The sequence below is a fragment of the Thermomicrobiales bacterium genome, from assembly GCA_041390825.1.
Lineage (GTDB): Bacteria > Chloroflexota > Chloroflexia > Thermomicrobiales > UBA6265 > JAMLHN01.
Window position 1 is genome coordinate 1 of record JAWKPF010000024.1, and the last position, 17771, is coordinate 17771.

Below are 17771 nucleotides of genomic sequence, written 5' to 3' on the forward strand. Positions count from 1 at the left end.
GTGAGTCCCTTGGGCATGAAGCGTCCTTTGGTTACCTGGGTTCAGTTCGATGTGTTGTTCGGAACGGTATCGTTCCCGACGATCCAACGCAATGGGATATCGTTGGGTTCGGTCGCTCGTTCGCGGTCGGCATGAGGGCGCTACGTGACAGCACTCGATTTCACAGCCCGGTTGCGCGCCTGGTCCTATCGGCGGCAGGGGCTCGACCATTCGCTGGCAGACCCCATGGCCGTGCTCGAGCGGCTCGTTGGGGTGTACAGCACCAATCCCAGTGGCGCGCTCTCGTTGCTGGCGCGGGTGCCCACGTTGTCGCCGGAGCACGCGCTGACTCTCGACAAGCAGGGAGGCGCTGTGCGCTTTCCGAACATGCACGGCTCGACGCATCTCATTCCGGTCGAGCTGGCCGGGATCGTGTTCGGGGCAACTCGGGAGAATCCAGAGCGTTTTGTGCCGCAGCTCCGTGCCGTAGGGCTCGATCTCGCTGCCTACCAGGCGCTGAAACCCGAACTACTCGACCGGTTGCGCCAGCCGGTCGACGCTCGCTCCATCAAGAAAACCCTGGGTCTGGGTCCGGCAGAGCTCCAGGTCGTGCGCACCATGGCGCGCGAGCTGCTGGTGCTCCGGATTGCAAACAGCGTGCGCGCCGATCAGCTCGCCTATGTGGCAACCGAAGCATGGCTCGGCCATACGATCACGCCACTCGATCGGGAGTTCGCCACCTCCCAGCTGGCCGAGCGGTACCTGCGCGGTTTCGGTCCAGCGCGCCGGCAAGACCTGGCATGGTGGATACCTGCATCCCAGACGCGCGTGCGGGAGTCTCTCGATGGGCTAGAGCTCGTCGAGGTCGCGCCCGATTGTCTCCTTCCTGCCGATCTGGAGGACGCGTTTTGGTCAACCGACGCGATCGATCCAGAGGAGATCCGGCTGTTGCCCAAATGGGATGCATGGGCCATGGGGTACGCGCCGGATGGCCGAGCGCGCATTGCCGACGAGGCGCATCTACCGCATGCCTATTCGACCACCGAGACATCGGCCAACAAAGCGTCCGGCGATGGCTGGCCAATCATCCTGCGCGGTGGCCGTGCGGTTGCCCGCTGGGAGTCCCGTTACGCTGGCAAGAACCTCGACGTTACGATCATGCCGTTTCCTGGAGAAACCATCGCTGAATCCTCGATTCGAACGGATTTCGAACGGATCACGTCGTTTCTTGGCTGCGGAGACCTCACGATCACCACCCTGTAGAGCACGAATCCATCCCTACTACCCGATCCGTCGTAGCGCAGGGACCTGTGCCCTGCGATCGCGCGGATGCGCGATAACCCACCGTGCCCACAGCCAAGCCTCAGCAAAGGCACGAAACGTTCATGTTCTCCGTTCGCGCATACCTCGCATAAGCGATTGGTAACGCGGGTTATCGGGCTGCGCCCGATCCGCAGGGCACAGAGTCCCTGCGCTACGACCGATTACCTGAGGGCGCGGCTCTTCGGCTAGACGACCTCTAGGTCATTCAATGTAGGCAACACCGGGAACGACGCGTGCGGATCGGCCTGGTACCAGAAGGCGGTGGAGGCGATGTCGTCCTGCAAGGGGAGGTAGCGGCGTTTGCCTTCCAGGGTCGAGCGCCAGCCGAGCGCCTGAATGGTGACGCGCAGCTCTTCCTTGAAGTGGATCGGGTCGGGGATGTGCCAGCGATACATGCCAAACCGTTGCTGGCTCTGGTAGAGCCCGTCCGGCTTGATCACCTGCGGCAGACCCAGGAACGGCGTCGAAAACGACCCATACTCCCCCAGCGGGTGCTCGAAGTTCCACGCGCCGCCGAAATAGTCCTCGGTGCCGGTTCCGCAGATGGTCGGCCAGTCGCGGTCGCCATCGAGATAGAACTTGATCTCCCCTTCGCCCCACCAGCCGTTGTTGTTCACACCCCAGGCAATGTAGGTGCCGACGTAGTGGCCCCGGCCGCGCACTCCGTCGAGCAGGGTATGCACTTCGCCATAGGGAAGCGGATTGTTCCGCCGCCATTGCGCGTGGAAATAGGCCTCGTCGTCGTCGATCGGTTTCAGCTCGTAGTCGATCGAGAAATAGAACGATCCCACCTCGTCGGGCGAGAGATTTTCCACGGTAATACGCGCCGATTTGCGGAAGGGCATCGGCCAATAGCTATTGAATCCGCCCGCCGGATTGACCGCCACCGGAATCGAGCTCACGTTGCAGCGCACACACCAGCCGGAGCAGAAGAAATCGCCCAGCGGCGTTTCCACCGATGGCGTTTCCTCGCCGTCCCAATACATACGCAGCACCAGCCGTCGCCAGTGGGTCGGATGCACGGTCAACCAGATATGCGTGATGGCGCCAGGCCCCTCGATCTCCGCCAGTGTCACTGTCTGATTTCCGCCGATGGCGATATATGGCGAAACCTTCCACCCCTGGCCCAGCTCACGCGCCGAAGCCGCCGCCAGGCCGTCGGTGGACATACCCCCCGCGCCGCGCGCGCCCGTCGGATTCTCCGGACTGATGCTGCGGCTCTCCGCGTTCGACAACCGGCTCACCTGTTCGAGCATCGATGTTTCTCCTCAACCCCTCTCGAATTCCAGCATCGGGATAGTACGGTTTTTGCACGCGGCAGGCAGCATGCAGTCGTCAGTTGTCAGTTGTCAGTTGTCAGTCGTTAGTCGTTGGGTGGGGGGCTGCACCTGGTGGACGCGGGGATGGCAGTACGCAGTCGTGGCCTGTCATGTCATGCCTGCTCGCGCGTTCCGCGCACTAGCGAGCGACCGCCAACTGGCGACTGACGACTGACTTCCAACGACTGCATAGAAAGGAGCCGTTCATGGCAAGATCGGCATTCCGTAGGTCATCGCCCTGCCGTTGCCTATTGCCTGTTGCTTAGTGCCTATTGCCTTTTGCCTGTTGCCTGTTGCCTGTTGCCTATTGCCCGTTGATGCCTACTGCCCGATCTCGAACCCGTACCCCGGCGTGAGATCGAAGGGATCGAAGATCACCGAATCGACCTGATAGACGCCGTTCACATTGGCAAAGACGAAGAGGTCGAGCACCGGTAACCCGTTGTTCACGAACGGATCGGTGTTGAGCACCAGCGCGCCGGTGCGGCCGTCGCCCAGATAGGCGATGGTGAGCACACCGTCGATGCTGGCTTCGGCGCCTTCTTCCCGGTCACCGGAGTTGACGAGCCGGTTGGCCACTTCCTCATCCAGCGCGTCGCCGGTGAGCGAGAGATCGATGCCATAGAACTCTGAAACCGCCGCTGGAGTCATGAGCGCAGCCACCGCCGGGCGATTGCCAGCATTGGTGCAGGCCCAGAAAAGGGTGAGCGTATCGAGCACACCGTCGATGGTGGCGGCGTCGGCCAGACCGGTAACCTCGAGCGCGTAGATTCCGGCGCTGGTGAGGTCGGGCGCCACCACGGGAATCGGAGTCGCCAGCGAGACCGCAAGGGAAGAGACGTCGACCGCGTCCACGGTGCATTCGTCGGGCGCAGGGGTGAACGGGTCGGAAACGACCCATGGGCGCAATTCCTCGGCCACGGCCGCGACAGGGGCTTCTTCCGCCACCGGGGTGGCGTCTTGCGCCACGGCGGGGGCGATCGAAAGGAACGCCGCCATCAATGCAATGGCAAGCGATGCGAGCGCTCGGGTGCGACTATTCATCCTCTGCTCCTTTCGCGAAATGGGGTAGCGCGCTCCGGTCCGGACGACATTCCGGCCGGTCGGGTTCAGGCGCCTTGGGTTGTTTCCGAAGATAATATCAGCCTGCAACAGTCTGTTGACGAAAATTCGTGTTCGGCGTTTCGGTAACGAAAGGTTCTCGTGTAGCGCGTCCTCAGGTTCGATGCTTCCTGGCCTCCGGAAGGTTTGTGCCTGGCGGAGCGCGCAGCAACCGTTCGCTCCTGGCAGGTCGCGACGGATCGTCATCGCATTCGGAGCCCGAACACACGACAATCGTCATGGAACGCAATACCCATGACAGACGGCGCTATCGACCAACCCAAGCCAACCACGCGCAAACCGACGGAGCCGCCGTCGTATTGGTCTGTGCTGCATCACGCCTCGGTGCAGATCGTCGCGCTCTCCCGTTTTCTCTCCCGCATGGGGGGCCAGACGCTCAGCTACGGCATCATGGTCTTCCTGGCCGCGGCGGGCGCCAGCCAGCTCGAGATCTCTCTGGCCAATTCGGCGTCCTTCCTGGCGGCGCTGCTCTTTGGCCTGCAAGGGGGCTTGCTGGCCGACTCGCGCCCCAAACGCCAGATTCTGGCGTTCGGCTTCGCCGTCCAGGCGGTGCTCTGTTTCGTCGTCCCGTTCACCATCGGCACCGATGTCGGCGATCTGCTCTTCGTCGTCTTCGTCACCAGCGCCATCACCCAGGTCGTCACCCCGGGGATGAAGTCGATCGTGGCCATCGTGGCTACTCCCGCCGAGGTCGCCACCACCAGCGCGCTGATCAATATCACCGGATCGATCGGTTCGGCGGTGGGTTCGGCCTTCATCGCGCCGGTACTGATCAAGACCTCCGGCATCGAGGCAATCATGGTTGCCTCCGGTGTGCTCTTCGTGCTGAGCGCGGTGCGCATCTATCACCTGCCGGCATCAGAACGACGCGGCAAAAAGGAGCATTCCAAATCGCTGCGTGATGTGGACTGGCGGCCACGCGCGCTTTCGCTGACCTATAACGCCGAATGGATCATGGCCAACCGGCCAATTGCTTCCATGCTGTTGGTGGGCGGTTTGGCGGGAGCGCTCTATCAGGGGATCAATACGCTGGTTCCCGTCTATGTGCGGGAAGTGCTCCATCAAGACCCGACCAACAGCATCTACATCATGGCGCCCTCCGGGGTGGGCTACCTGATCGGCGCGTTCGGGTCACCCTTCTTTATCCGCTGGTTCGGTGAGCGTCGGGTGGCCGTCTGGTCGCTGGTATTGATGGCAGTCGGCATGTTCCTGCTCGGTTCGATTGGTCTGGTGGCGGGCCCGCTGGCCGCCATTAGCCCGTTGCGGCTGGTGACCGAAATCACCGGGGTGCAGTTGAGCGATGCCGTGATGGCGGCGGGAGTGGCGGCTATCCCGGCGAACCTTGGCTCCACGGCTGCCAGCCAGGCAGTGCAGGTCTACGTGAACCGCAATGTGCCGGTGCGTACCCAGGGCGGCGTCTTCGGTTTGCAGCAGGTGCAAGAGAATGCGCTCAATCTGATCACGGTCATCCTGCTCGGTTTCGCGGCAACCGTGACCGGTCCGCAGTACATCTTCCTGGTGGCGCCCATCATCGTCGTGGGGGCTGTGCTGGGACTGGTGCGGTATAGCTACCGGCACACCACCGGTGAATTTCCCGAGTTCTCGGAAAGTATCGAATTCTTTACCGAAGATATCCCTCCGCAGAAAATCAGGAACGCCTGGCCTCGGCGTCGAAGGAAGAAACCCGCGAAAACGCCATCCTCCGGAACGTAGTCACCCGACCAATCGCGCTCGTCTTCGGGACTACTCCTTTCGGTGTAATTTCTCGTTTGGGCTATTTTCCGGCCCTCGGACTGCGCTACAGTCCCAAACGCGTGCGTGAGTTCCGTGCGCCGAGGGATCGTTGTCGTGGCGGAAAGCGCGTCGGCACAACCAGCGTCCGTAGCCGCCTCCGCTCCGTCCTACCGGTCGGTGCTGGGTCACCAGCCGGTGCGCATTGTTGCCCTCTCGCGCTTCCTCTCGCGCGCGGGTGGCCAGATCATGAGCTACGGCATCATGGTCTTTCTGGCGGCAGCGGGAGCCTCCCAGCTCGAAATCTCGTTCGCGAAGGCGGCGGCGTTTCTGGCGGCGTTGCTCTTTGGCCTGCAGGGCGGCATGCTGGCCGACTCCCGGCCGAAACGCCAGATTCTGCTCTTTGGGTTCGCGGTGCTGGCAGGGGTCTGCTTTCTGACGCCCTTTCTGCTGGGAACCAGCAACGGCGATTTGCTCTTTGTGATCTTCGTTTCCAGCGCAATCAACCAGGTCGTCGGTCCAGGGATGAAGTCGATCGTGGCCATCGTGGCCACCCCGGCGGAGCTGGCCACCACGAGCGCGCTGGTCAATATCGTGGGGTCGATCGGCTCGTCCATCGGGTCGACGCTGATCGCCCCGGTGCTCATCAAGCAGTCGGGCATCGACGCCATCCTGATCGCCGCGGGGATCTTCTATCTGCTCAGCGCGGTGCGTATCTACCGCTTGCCTTCCGCCGAGGCGCTGGGGAAATCCGAGGCGACCAAGGGGCTGCGCTCGCTCGATTGGAAACCGCGCGCGCTCTCGCTACGCTACAACGCCAACTGGATCATGGCCAATCGCCCGGTGGCGTCGATGCTGCTGGTGGCGGCGCTCTCGGCATCGTTGCTGCACGGTGTCACCGCCCTGGTTCCGCTCTTTGTCCGCGATGTGTTGGATTCCGACCCGGCCAACAGCGTCTATATCTTTTTTCTCTCGGGTGTCGGCTTCTTCGTGGGGGCCGCGATCTCCCCACGGCTGATCCGCGTATACGGAGAGCGGAGGGTTGCCGTCGTCTCGCTCGTTCTGATGGCCACCAGCATCATCTTGCTCGCGTTCATCGATGCCGTCGCGAAACCGCTTTCGTTCCTGAACCCGTTCCAATTGACGAACTACTTCGATCTCACCGACATGAGCGACGCGGTGCTGGCCGCCGGGGTCATTTCGTTTCCCGCCAATCTTGGATCGACCATGTGCCTGCAGGCGGTGCAGGTCTACATCAATCGGACGGTACCGGAGAACCAGCAGGGAGGCATTTTCGGTCTGCAGCAAGTGCAGGAGAACGCGCTCAATCTCATCGTCATCATGCTGCTCGGTGGCCTTGCGGCGCTCACCGGGCCGCAATACATCTTTTTCTTTGCCCCGATCGTGGTCGGTCTGGTCGGGCTGGCGCTGATCGCGTACAGCTACCGGCATGCGACCGGGCAGCTTCCCGGCCTCGGAACGAGCATTCACTTCCTGACCGAAGACGCTTCCCCGGAGGAGATTCATCCGGTCGGGTCACGTGACGAGGCAGAATCCGGCAATCCGCAGGAGTGACAACGCAACGGCCCAGGCTGGTTGCCAGCCTGGGCCGAGCGATTTTCTGAGGAAAGGCCGGTCTTAGGCGAGCGCGGCCTTGAGCTGGTCGAGCACGGCCTGCTCTTCGGGGCTGACCTGGGTGCCGCCAATGCCGAGGAAGCCGCCCTCTTTGCTGGCCTCGGCCGTCGCCTGGGCGGTGTCGAGGATCATTGCCTTGTAGGCGCCGACTTCCTTCGCGTTTCCTTGCGCCACCTGATCGATCCCGGCTTTGATGAGCTCGAGCGGATTTGCCGACGCTGCCCGGCCAGTGACCGCATCGATTTCTTCCTGACTGGGTCCGCCGCTGAACGCCATGCTCAGAAGCGAGACCGGATCCGCCGCAGCGGCTGCTCGGGAGATCGCGCCCGCCGCTGCCGAGAATTCGGCTGCCGCGCTGCCGCCCTTGGAGGGGGAGGCTGCCGCCACCATCGCCATCGCGGCCAGCGGGGCGCCCTTGATGGCGCTCCATCCGGCGTCGGTGTAGGCATCGCGGATGGCGGTTCCCTGCTTACCAGCATCGAGCGCCGCGTTCACCAGCTTCGCGGTCTCGGCGTTGGCCGGATCGTTGGAGAAGGCATCGACCTGTGACGTGAGCATGTCTTTCAGTCCGTTGGCGTCCATATTGCCGCCCTGGACCGCCTTGGTCACCATGCCAACGAGCGCCGGGGCAACCATGGTCAACATCGGGGCGACATTGAAGCCAAGCGCCTTGGACAGGGTGCCGCTGATGGCGTTGATGCCGCCGCCCATGATCGAATCGGTGATGCTCGATGCCGAGGCCGCGCCGCTGCCACCGAGCACAGAATTCATCAGGTTGCCGATCAGTGGATTGGTGTCTCCACCACCGCCACCGAGGAGCGAGCCCAGCATGCCGCTTCCCGAATCGCTACTGGCCGCAGCATCGGGAACCTTCGATACCATGTCGAAGAGAGAGCTCAACCCGTCCGCACTTCCGGCAGAACTTGCCATGCTCCCCAGCGCGGTAGCACCAGTTGCCCCCAACCCCTGGCTAAGGAGATTGGTGTCCACCCCAGTCATCTTGCTGATCTGATCGAGCACCTGTGGGGTAGCGAGTTCGCTCAATTGCCCAAGAAGGCTATCCGCCATAGTTGACTCCTCTCGAATGTCAAGACATGCCATTGGACGCTTTGCCCTCGAGAAGATCCACGAGCGCAGGGTTCGCCTCCAACTCCGACCATTCTACTTGACCACCGAAAAGGTCATGAAGCGAAACGCTTGCGTCTGGCATACACGCCCAGATTTCCGGAAAGCGAACGCAACGAGAATGAGCCGGGGCACCATTGCCCTGGCTCATTCTGTTTGTCTGGGGTTGTGTGGCTACCTAGCGCGGCACGTACTTGCTGGAGTAGTCGTTGATCTGGTCCTTGTTGCGCCAGCCGCCGCCCGCGTAGGTGGCGATGTCAGCAAGGACACCAAGACCGATCCAGAGCCAGTCGATGCCGTTGACTCCGCCAAGCCCAACAGAAACCCACATGAGCGTAGTCCACGGAAGGAAAATCCAGCCCAGGACCGGCGCTACCCATCCATCGAAGATGCGGTCGAACCGCTCCGGCTGGTAGAGATACCAGAAGATCAAGCCGAATCGCGGCCCCAGAAAGACGAGCACCGAGAAGAGACAACACATGTCGGACGTTCAACCTTCTGCGTGGGCGATGAGATCGCATCGATTTGACGATATCTTCACAATAGCAGACATGCGTTCAAATTCGAATACCTCTTTCGGCTGAATTCAACTGCCGATTCGCTGCGGTATGCTGCAAGAACGTGTCCGACCTGATCGAGAAGCCAGAGAGCGCTATGACCGACGCTGCCGCGAAGCCGACATCTGCTGGATCGCCCCTTTCCTACCGGGACGTCATCAAGCACCCGGAGGTAAAAATTCTCGCGGCGGCTCGCTTCGCCTCGAAGATGGCGGGTTCGACGCTGTCCTACGGCATCATGGTCTTCCTGGCCGCTGCCGGCGCCAGCCAGCTCGAGATCTCGACCGCCAGCTCGGCCTCATATCTGGCGGCCCTGCTGTTTGGACTCCAGGGGGGCACCCTGGCCGATACGGCCCCCAAGCGGCGTATCCTGGCGGTTGGGTTTGTTGTCCAGGCGCTCCTCTGTCTGGTGCTTCCTGTCATTTTCGGCACCGAAATTCTGCCGATGCTGGTGCTGATCTTTCTGACCAGCGCGTTGACCCAGGTGATTTCACCGGGTTTGAAATCGATCGTGGCAGTCGTTTCGTCGCCAGCCGAGGTGGCTACGACGGGAGCGCTGGTGAACGTGCTCGGCTCGATCGGTTCTGCCATCGGTTCGTCGTTCATTGCTCCGTTGCTGATCAAGTACCTCGGTATCAACGCAGTTCTGGTCACCGGCGGGCTGCTCTTTCTCATTGGCGCCATCCGCATCTACAAGCTGCCCAGGAAGGAGAAAGAAGAAAGCCGCAGTCTGCGCGCATCGGTGTCCGCGGTCAACTGGAAACCACGCGCGCTGTCGCTGGGGTACAACGCCGAATGGATCATGGCGCATCGGCCAGTGGCATCGATGCTCCTGGTCGGCGTGCTTTGCGCGGCCCTGTTCGAGGGGATCAATTCGCTGCTGCCGGTCTATGTGCGCGAAGTGCTGCACGAGGATCCGGCCAACAGCATCTATATCTTCGCTCCAGCCGGAATTGGCTATCTCATCGGAGCGGTGGGCGGACCACGCCTGATCCACCGGTTTGGCGAGCGCCGGCTGACGTTCATCTCACTGACTTTCATGATCATTGGCGCTTTTCTGCTCGGCGCAATCGATGTCGTTGCGCCATTCTTTGCCCGATTCAGCCCGCTGCGCATCTTCGAGCTCTTTGGTGTGGAGTTCAGCGATCTGGTGCTGGCGGCAGGGGTCATCGTGATTCCAGCCAACTTCGGTTCCACGGCTGCCAGCCAGTCGGTGCAGGTCTATATCAACCGGCACGTCCCGGTGGTGGAACAGGGCGGGATGTTCGGTCTGCAGCAGGTGCAGCAGAACGCCTTCAATCTGGCGTCGGTCTTCCTGTTGGGGGTGATCGCGACCATCACCGGACCGGAAATCGTCTTCTTCATCGCGCCGGTGGTGGTTGGCGGGGCTGTGTTGATGTTGGTGCGCTACAGCTTCCGTCATGCGGGACAAGCAAGGCTGGGGCGTGGGGAAGCGGCCAAGTTTCTGGTGGAAGCCAAGCCCGAAGACGAGATCATCGTCGACAACAAGGACTCCGACGACGATTGATCGCGAAATCCCCCGGCGCGCGCGGTACCATCTCCCCTGCCGTATCGAGGAGCGCGCGGGAGTTGCCTGGTGCCAACCGTCATTTCGATCGACGCAACGGGAGCGGTCGATCGCACGCTGGGGCTGAACGATCTTGCCGCCCACATTGGCAACAAGAACGAAATACTCTGGGTCGATTTCGTGCAGCCGCCGCAGCAGGCCGAGCTCGATCTCCTCGGCACGACGTTTGGGCTCAACCCGCGTGTATTGCAGCACCTGACCCGACCGCATCGCGGACCGCGGGCGGTGCGCTTTCTCCGGTGCCGGCTGGTTGTCATTTTCGATGTTGCGATCGATGCCTCCAGCCGCGATGTGCAGACGTTCGAGCTGGTGCATCTGATCGGTGAGCGTTTCCTCGTCACGGCGCACCCGGCAGGGTCGAACGTGATTCCGCTGGCGTCGCAGCAGATCGAGGACAGCATGAGCACCTACGGGTTCACCGTCAGCACCTTGACCTATTCGGTGCTCGATGCGCTTGTCGATCGGTACGACGCTGCGATCGCGCAGATCCAGGAGCAGGTTTCTCAGTTGCGGGACCGCATTCTCGAGCGGCAGGAAGCCGAGGGGGTGGACGATGTCTACCAGCTCACCAAACAGCTCGGAGAGTTGCGTCAGGTCATGTCCCCGGAAGAGGATCTGATCTCCAGTATGCACGCTCCCGATTCGGATACGGAGAGTGACGATCTGACCGATGCGTTCCGCGATGTCTCGGTCGACCTGCAAAGCGCCATCGACACGATCGATCAGTCGTCCACGCTGGTATCCAACCTGCTCGACACCTACGAGTCGCTCAAATCGGACGCGCTCAATAATCTGGTCAAGCGCCTGACTGTGCTGTCCATCATGCTGGCGTTGGTGGCGCTGATCCCGGCGGTGTTCGGGATCAGCCTCAACGTTTCCCCCTTCCGCAACGGGTATCAGGGGTATCTCGTCTCGCTCTTCCTGATGGGATTGCTTGGCTGGCTGGTTTGGGCGGTCGCCCATCGGATCGGATGGGTGAAGTAACCCCCGGGCTCAGTCGAACATGTTGGCGACCGCGGACAACGCCAGCGCGATGCTCCCGAGCGCCAGACCCAGCTTGACCCGGCTCAGCGTGGTGTACTCCGCCCAGAGCCAGCCGATGATGAACAGGAAGACGAAGCCCATCACGTTCATCGCAAGGACGGCGAGGTCGGGATCGCTCAGAAAGTAGAGCGGGAGCGAGAGCGGCAGGGTGGCCGAGAACATGAGCCCGAGCGTGAGCGCCGCGGCGATCCAGTCATCGCGTCCCAGGGCGGGCCGCTTCGGCTGTTCGGCGCGGGCCTGCGTCGCCAGATGCTGATAGAACGCGTCGCGCGTTTCCGGATCGGCCAGCTCCAGCAGTTCGTCATCGAACGCGCCTGCGATGATCGCAAGACCACCGGCTTCGTCGGTTTCCTGCACCGCGCGGATGGTGCGCTCCTGATACTTGCGGTGGTAGACCGTGCCGAAGAGCCCGAGCGCGGCATCGACCAATCCCCAGGCGATGGCGACGGAGAACGACGCCTCCATGAGCTGATCGACCCCGGCCCGGTTGCGCGTGACCGTCAGGGCATTGACCGTGGCCAACACCACGATCACCCCACCCAGCACTTCCAGCAGACTGTCTTCCGGCCGCAGATAGCGGCCGAGCAATGCCTTGAATCGTTCGAAGCGTCCACGCATATGCGAATCATGGCACGGTGGCGCGGACGATGGGTTCAGGGGACGATCAATTCGAGCGCATCGGTTCCGCCGGGAATGAGACTCGCGCGGACACCCTGATCGAAGGTTGCGAACGCTCCACCGTGCTCGATAGCAAGCGCGAGCAGGTAGAGATCTGCGAGCTCCGAGGAACGTACCTGGATATCGGTTGTCAACACATTCCGCAGTGTAATGTCATCTGGCCAGAAGTGATGATTCCCCAGTCGAACCAGCTCGCGAAGCAACCCGGCGTAATACACCGGGTCGTTGCTCGGGGTGGGATAGTTCGGATTGCTCAAAATCCGAATGAGACCACTCTCGGTTTGCGGACATGTCGACCAACCTTCGTCGCAAACGCCATCGAACCATGTCTTGGCCGCGAGGGCGAACTCGTGGGTCGGATGGACAAGCGGAATGAGGATGTTGACGACCAGGAGGTAGACAGTCAATCCAGGAAATCCTCGAGATCGAGCTCTTCCTGGAGTTGCTTAACGAACTCAAACGTGACCGGCTCAGAATGTGTCGGTGGAATTTGCGGGATACCGTGCCAAGACGGCCATTCTTTTCGGTACAGCAGTGATTGCTGCAGCAATCGCGCTGTGAGCAACCCGATGGGTATGTCGTGCTCACGCGCATACGCGATGATCTCTGCGCGAGTTGGTTCGTCGATCGCGAGCGGAGAGCCCAGGTTGTCATCGGCCTCGACAGCGTTCAGAAGTCCGGTAAGCGTTTCGAGCGTGACTTCAGTGCCAGACTCGAGATAGACCTGGGGCAATCCACTCGGAAGCCGTGCAGGACCCAGATCACCATGATTACGGTGGGAGTCATTTGAGTGAGCACTGGAAGCGGCCGAGGGTTTTCCGAGCCCCTCGCGAACGAACGCGGCAGCCAATTCATTTGTGGACGTTCCGACATCGCGCGCTCGCTCGATGAGCTCACGCATGAGATCTTCGTCAAAATGGATGATCAGTTTGCATTCATACACCGTCCTGGCGCCGTTCATGGATACGCTGAACTGATCATACGCCGAGTGTCCACAGCATCTCTACACTCCGGGAAGCGCAACCTAAAAGTTGCAATATCGAGAGGTCGCTGGTACGATGGATACGCAAACCTCGCAGAAACATATTGCTCGTCGTTCACCACAAGGACCAGACACCATGACCGTGACCATTCAGGATGCTGTCGAGCGCCAGTTGCCACACGGCTGCGCGCCAGCGCGTCTGGGATGCGATTACCAATCCCGATCAGATCGCGCAATGGTTCTGCCAGGACGCCGCGCTGACGCTCGAACCGGGAGCGCCGATTCTGTTCACCTGGGAGCAGATGGATCTTAACGCAAGAAGGTCGAGGTCACCGAGCCCCGGCGCGGTTCATGTTTCGCTGCGTCTATCGCGGATCCCGATCCTCGATTCCATTCGATCAGACGCCGAGCACGCTGGTCGAGTTCTTCCTGGAGGAGACACCAGAGGGTACGCGCCTGACCGTGCGTGAATCGGGCTTCTCCAACCTGCCGGAAGCCGACCGTGAGCGCGCGCTGCGTGACAACACCGAGGGGTGGATCGAAGAGACCACCCACCTGTTTCGACTTTCTCGTGGCGGAGGAGGCTCGCTGATGATCGTGCCGGTTTCCGCACCGACCCGGGATCCGGAGCCGAGCGCGAAGCTGCTGGATCAGAACGCCGGAAGATGATCGAGCAGTTTCGTGCTGGGACCGGTCACGATCACCAGCCATCGATATTTTCCTGATCACGCGTCAGGCGGTGACCAAGCATCTCGACACCCTGCACGACGCGGGATTGGTAGAAACCGAGCGTCGTGGCCGGGAGCGGATCGTGACTTGCCTTGAGTTGTTGCAGGCGACCGATTGGGTCGCCGCGGTCGAAGCCTGTTGGGATCGCCGGCTGGTCATGCTGGCGCAGTTCCTGGCGCTCCGAATCTGAATCTTTATACGAGAAGCCACATGACTGACGACGACATCGAGCGCAGCATCGTACTGCCGAATCCCCGCGCCGCGTTTGGGTGCGACTTACTGCCGGAGGAGCCTGGCCTGGTTCCAGGGGATTGAGGTCGAGCTGAAACCGCGCTGATCCACTTCGATTTTGGGTCCCCCGTACGGCGTTCATCGTGGGCGGGTGGAAGTCGTGGAACCAATGGACCGGCAGAAGTCTATCTCTGGACCCATGAGGGGGGCGATTGGGACGAAGATCCTGATCGACGATGTGCCGACCACGTTGACTGAATTTACACTAATGGACGAGGGTGATGGCACCCGGTCGACTGGCATCGAATCCGGCTTCGCCGCTGCGCTCCCGCCGGAGATTCGCGAACTGTTCCTGCTCGACAACACCGAAGGATGGGAAGAGCAGATGGGCACATTGAGCGATACCTGAAATCGGAATAGACCAACCCACCGGAATCTCAGGATGCAAGAAGATGTCCGTGCCCTGGGGCTGGAGAGGCACGACGTTCGCAAGAGCTACCGATCCGGACGGCGCCCCAGTAGCGAGGAGCGTAATAGGAGGAGTAGATGCTGAGCGATTATCGTCACGCCGGATTCGTAGTTCTCGGCGTGGATGATCATGCCGTCGCCGATGTAGATCGCGGCGTGCGATGCCGCGTAGATACGTGTTCTTGGGAAGAAGATGATGTCGCCCGGCGTTATTGGTCTAAGGCGTCGACGAAGTATCCCGCCGAATAGGGCAGCCACTCCGCGCGGTGATCTGGAGGCGGTCGCCAAACCGACGACGTATCGCGTGAATCCTGAGCAGTCGAACCTGCCCGGACCGGCGCCGGCTGCGACATAGGGATAGCCGAGATACGACATCGCGATGCTCACGATGGTGGGTCCGACGGCCGGAGCGGCCAGGATTTCACCATACGCAGCGTCTGGGTCGACCGCGGCCGGGGCAAAACCAATGACGGTTCCGCCGTCTGCTCCTCCGACGGGAATCATGCGCGTGGGGACCAGATAGACGGACTTGGTGGAGGCGTCCGAGGATGGACTTGGGGCGGTAATGACGGGGAGTTCACGGGCGAGCGCTGGAAGCGCGGGAGGAGAGCAGCAGGGTCGATCCTGCTGCAACGGCAACGATTGCACGACGGGCAGAAGCAGAACATGCGACGCCGCGCCTCGGCGCGGTGAGCCATCTATTCGGTTCCTTCCCTCTTCGTAGGACAACGGGCCGGACGAAATTGCGGATCGCCTGATCCTGCGGGCCCTACGACGGTCGACGCCAACTGCAATCGCCCCTGGGCAATTGCCAGCCTGTCAGCGTTTGTCGATACGTCTCATCATCGAATCGGCGTAGATACGCCGAATGACTGCAACGTCAATTCGCTACGTTCGACCCGACATGATGAGGTAAGCATCGCAGCATGCGACAACATCGGCGAACAAGGGCGATATCCAGATTCGTGAAATTCCTCACAGAATCGCCTCTCAGGTTTCTCCTGATGTTGCTGAATGACGAATCCGATCCATATGGGTACGGTACAATCGGTGCCTGGCAGACAAGCGATGCGGCCGCCGATTTATATTCGGGCAAGATGAGGGAGACGAGTTCGATGGCGTACCGGTTTACGCTGGAACCCGCTGGCATACTCATCCGAAGTGAAATCGCCATCACCAAGGCTCCGGCCACGCAGATCGTGACCAACCGCACTTCCTCCTTTGCCGGCAGTGGGACGAGCCGCGCACTGCGCTCACTGTCTCTGCTCCCCGATCCGTCATCGGCACGCTGTTCGACTGGCTGAATACCGTCGAGCCCAAACCGGATCTGCGCTTGCCCTATAGCGGCCGCCGGGTTCACCTGGCCGACTATGACGAGGGGTCGCTCATTGCCGCGATTCGGCACGATCAGCCGGGTCGATCATTCGATTCCCAAGATCGGCGATCACATTGCTCCAGCCATGGATTGCCCGAAGCAAGCCGCGGCCAAGCAATCGTCAACGCCGCCATCGCGGGAGATAGAAGTATTCAAGAAGAGGCTGATTGTCGCTTCCTGTCGAAGAATCAAAGAACAGCTCAGAGTCGGTCAATTACATGGCCATCAATGTGACCGACCTCCCGAAAGGAGAAGTTCTACAACGACCCGCTGGCTTCAGAGGTCGTGGCGCGCACCAAGCCGGACGAGATGGGCGCCTACCGCTTGCTGCCCGCCGATTACGATCCGAGACCGTGGTGACGACGAATGGCGGCGGATGATGCCTGCTTTGCGTAGTCGGCGCGTTGCTGATCGCGTTGCACCGGGTGGGTCGCGGGGCGCGGGTCGAGCGCACGCTGGACGGTCGATCCAGCGACGGCGAAACGTTCGCCAACTGCGCGGCCAGGCGCTGATGCGGAACTACGAGAGCCTGGTGGCGGGCAGACCTATTTTGCCTTCCGCGATCCCTATGGTGTGCTCCTGGGAGGTCACCAGGCCGTGGCGCTGCTCGGAGGTGATCACACCTCGCTCAGCGAAGTGCTCTCCGATGCTCGATGACTATCAGGATCTGATCGACGAGCTGCTGGGCACGCCGGCGCTGGTCCTCGCACCTCTTCCTTACCGAGAGCGGCCGTCTGAAAGGCGGTGATCGCCGTCGGCGTTGCACGAGCGGGACAAGACCGTGCTCGGAACGGTTGCAGCGGTTGCAGCGCGAGTCGTCGCCTCCTGTCAAAACCCCGCCGGGCCTGGACGATGCTGAAGAGCGCCTCGGTTCCTGACGATCTGGGATGCCTTCGAACGAGTTCGATACCGCCCGTGCATGATTCTGGTCTCCTCCCGGGATGAACCCCTACCTCAAGGACTGGAACGCATTGCGACCGATGACGCCGAGGGTGAGATCTCCTGGGTCGAAGAGGTTGCGATGGCACGTCGAGCCCGACGAAGCGATTCGGGCGCGGATTTAGGGGCCGGAGTCCGTGAGTCCGAGCTCGGAGTCCAGGGAACGATTCGAGATTGGGGGAATCGTTGCGGTTGCGCTCCTGCGCGGTGGTCGGCTGTGCCTTGCGTCCGCTGACGCTGAGTTCGTTCGGTCTACCATTTCCATGAATGCCCAGCCGCGGAGTGGCTGACACGAAATTGACACACCGTGCACGCACTCCGTGATTCGAATGCGATGGCATGCGGAGCACACTCGAGTCGAACATCCTTGGGGGAGCGGAGGCATTGGCCTGGATGCAGCCGTTCCGCATTTCGACAGCGTGGGCATTCAGGCGGCGTGGGCTGTCTGGTTGTTCCGGCATTCAAGTGGGGCGTGCATGACCGGGTTTACCCGGGCACGAGGCGGTCGGAACGGCGGCGATGCGCTCGCCGCCGTTCCACTATTGCTGTTTTCGGCAACTCCGCGCTTCCGGTGCGACGGTCTGTGCAGTCCGAATCGCGACTGAAGCGACGGCGCGGTCGGCAGCGCGGCTTTTTTCGGAGCTGACGACGGAAGGACGACATCCGGCGGCTATGACGGCTTCTCAGTTCGATCCAAAGATGCTGCTCGATCCCGGATGACGCCGCGGCTGGTGGATGCGCGCGCCTGATCGAGACGCATATCTCCTGGGTCTATCTGGCCGGGGAGCGAGTGGTCAAACTGAAGCGGCCGGTCGAGCTTGGGTTCGCTGATTTTCGCGATCCGGCCGCGTCAGCAGGCGGGTGAGAACGGAGGTTCGCTGACTTGCCGTCTCACGACCGATGTCTATCTGCGGGCCAGCCGGTGACGGGAGAACGGGGGTCGATG

The 17771-nt window shown here is 61.5% G+C and carries 16 protein-coding genes; 8 read left to right on the forward strand and 8 right to left on the reverse strand.

Annotated features, from left to right (window positions below):
* The first annotated feature begins 144 nt into the window (after positions 1–144).
* The gene (locus R2855_13330; protein ID MEZ4531985.1) at positions 145–1242 is read left to right on the forward strand and encodes a crosslink repair DNA glycosylase YcaQ family protein; all 1098 of its coding nucleotides are present in this window, start codon (positions 145–147) and stop codon (positions 1240–1242) included.
* A gap of 245 nt (positions 1243–1487) precedes the next feature.
* Here the strand turns inward: R2855_13330 and R2855_13335 are convergent, their stop codons facing one another.
* Together R2855_13335 and R2855_13340 are read right to left on the reverse strand one after the other, a co-directional pair.
* Complete coding sequence (locus R2855_13335) at positions 1488–2558, reverse strand: glycoside hydrolase family 172 protein (protein ID MEZ4531986.1); 1071 nt, start codon at positions 2556–2558, stop codon at positions 1488–1490.
* Positions 2559–2942: 384 nt separating this feature from the next.
* A complete protein-coding gene (locus R2855_13340; protein MEZ4531987.1) occupies positions 2943–3665 on the reverse strand; it encodes a hypothetical protein in 723 nt (240 codons plus the stop codon).
* Positions 3666–3977: 312 nt separating this feature from the next.
* On the opposite strand from R2855_13340, the gene R2855_13345 reads away from it, so the two are divergent.
* Both R2855_13345 and R2855_13350 read left to right on the forward strand, forming a co-directional pair.
* Positions 3978–5456 carry an MFS transporter gene (locus tag R2855_13345; GenBank protein MEZ4531988.1) on the forward strand — a complete coding sequence of 493 codons (1479 nt, stop codon included), beginning with the start codon at positions 3978–3980 and terminating at the stop codon, positions 5454–5456.
* A 135-nt stretch (positions 5457–5591) separates the two neighbouring features.
* A complete protein-coding gene (locus tag R2855_13350) occupies positions 5592–7049 on the forward strand; it encodes an MFS transporter (GenBank protein ID MEZ4531989.1) in 1458 nt (485 codons plus the stop codon).
* A 63-nt stretch (positions 7050–7112) separates the two neighbouring features.
* Here the strand turns inward: R2855_13350 and R2855_13355 are convergent, their stop codons facing one another.
* Positions 7113–8177: a DUF937 domain-containing protein gene (locus tag R2855_13355; protein ID MEZ4531990.1), complete on the reverse strand. Its 1065-nt coding sequence runs from the start codon at positions 8175–8177 to the stop codon at positions 7113–7115.
* 235 nt (positions 8178–8412) lie between these two features.
* Complete coding sequence (locus R2855_13360) at positions 8413–8715, reverse strand: hypothetical protein (GenBank protein ID MEZ4531991.1); 303 nt, start codon at positions 8713–8715, stop codon at positions 8413–8415.
* Between the two features lie 140 nt (positions 8716–8855).
* On the opposite strand from R2855_13360, the gene R2855_13365 reads away from it, so the two are divergent.
* Both R2855_13365 and R2855_13370 read left to right on the forward strand, forming a co-directional pair.
* The gene (locus R2855_13365) at positions 8856–10319 is read left to right on the forward strand and encodes an MFS transporter (GenBank protein MEZ4531992.1); all 1464 of its coding nucleotides are present in this window, start codon (positions 8856–8858) and stop codon (positions 10317–10319) included.
* A 69-nt stretch (positions 10320–10388) separates the two neighbouring features.
* Positions 10389–11363, forward strand: coding sequence for a CorA family divalent cation transporter (locus R2855_13370; protein MEZ4531993.1), 975 nt, complete (start codon positions 10389–10391; stop codon positions 11361–11363).
* A 9-nt stretch (positions 11364–11372) separates the two neighbouring features.
* On the opposite strand, the gene R2855_13375 is transcribed toward R2855_13370, so the two are convergent.
* The 3 genes from R2855_13375 to R2855_13385 are packed head-to-tail and all read right to left on the reverse strand — an operon-like array spanning position 11373 to position 13002.
* Positions 11373–12041 (reverse strand): hypothetical protein, encoded by a 669-nt coding sequence (locus tag R2855_13375; protein ID MEZ4531994.1) that lies wholly within the window; start codon positions 12039–12041, stop codon positions 11373–11375.
* Positions 12042–12076: 35 nt separating this feature from the next.
* Positions 12077–12508, reverse strand: coding sequence for a hypothetical protein (locus R2855_13380; protein MEZ4531995.1), 432 nt, complete (start codon positions 12506–12508; stop codon positions 12077–12079).
* On the reverse strand, positions 12505–13002 hold the full coding sequence (locus tag R2855_13385) for a hypothetical protein (GenBank protein MEZ4531996.1): 498 nt from the start codon (positions 13000–13002) through the stop codon (positions 12505–12507). Before R2855_13385 ends, R2855_13380 begins: the two co-directional genes overlap by 4 nt.
* Positions 13003–13434: 432 nt before the next feature.
* Here R2855_13385 and R2855_13390 point away from each other — a divergent pair, with 432 nt between their 5' ends.
* The 3 genes from R2855_13390 (at position 13435) to R2855_13400 (ending at position 14452) form a co-directional block, all read left to right on the forward strand.
* Positions 13435–13752, forward strand: coding sequence for a hypothetical protein (locus tag R2855_13390; GenBank protein MEZ4531997.1), 318 nt, complete (start codon positions 13435–13437; stop codon positions 13750–13752).
* Positions 13753–13822: 70 nt separating this feature from the next.
* Positions 13823–14002, forward strand: coding sequence for a hypothetical protein (locus R2855_13395; GenBank protein ID MEZ4531998.1), 180 nt, complete (start codon positions 13823–13825; stop codon positions 14000–14002).
* Between the two features lie 240 nt (positions 14003–14242).
* Complete coding sequence (locus R2855_13400; GenBank protein ID MEZ4531999.1) at positions 14243–14452, forward strand: hypothetical protein; 210 nt, start codon at positions 14243–14245, stop codon at positions 14450–14452.
* Positions 14453–14538: 86 nt separating this feature from the next.
* Here the strand turns inward: R2855_13400 and R2855_13405 are convergent, their stop codons facing one another.
* The gene (locus R2855_13405) at positions 14539–15144 is read right to left on the reverse strand and encodes a C40 family peptidase (protein ID MEZ4532000.1); all 606 of its coding nucleotides are present in this window, start codon (positions 15142–15144) and stop codon (positions 14539–14541) included.
* Positions 15145–17771 lie beyond the last annotated feature (2627 nt).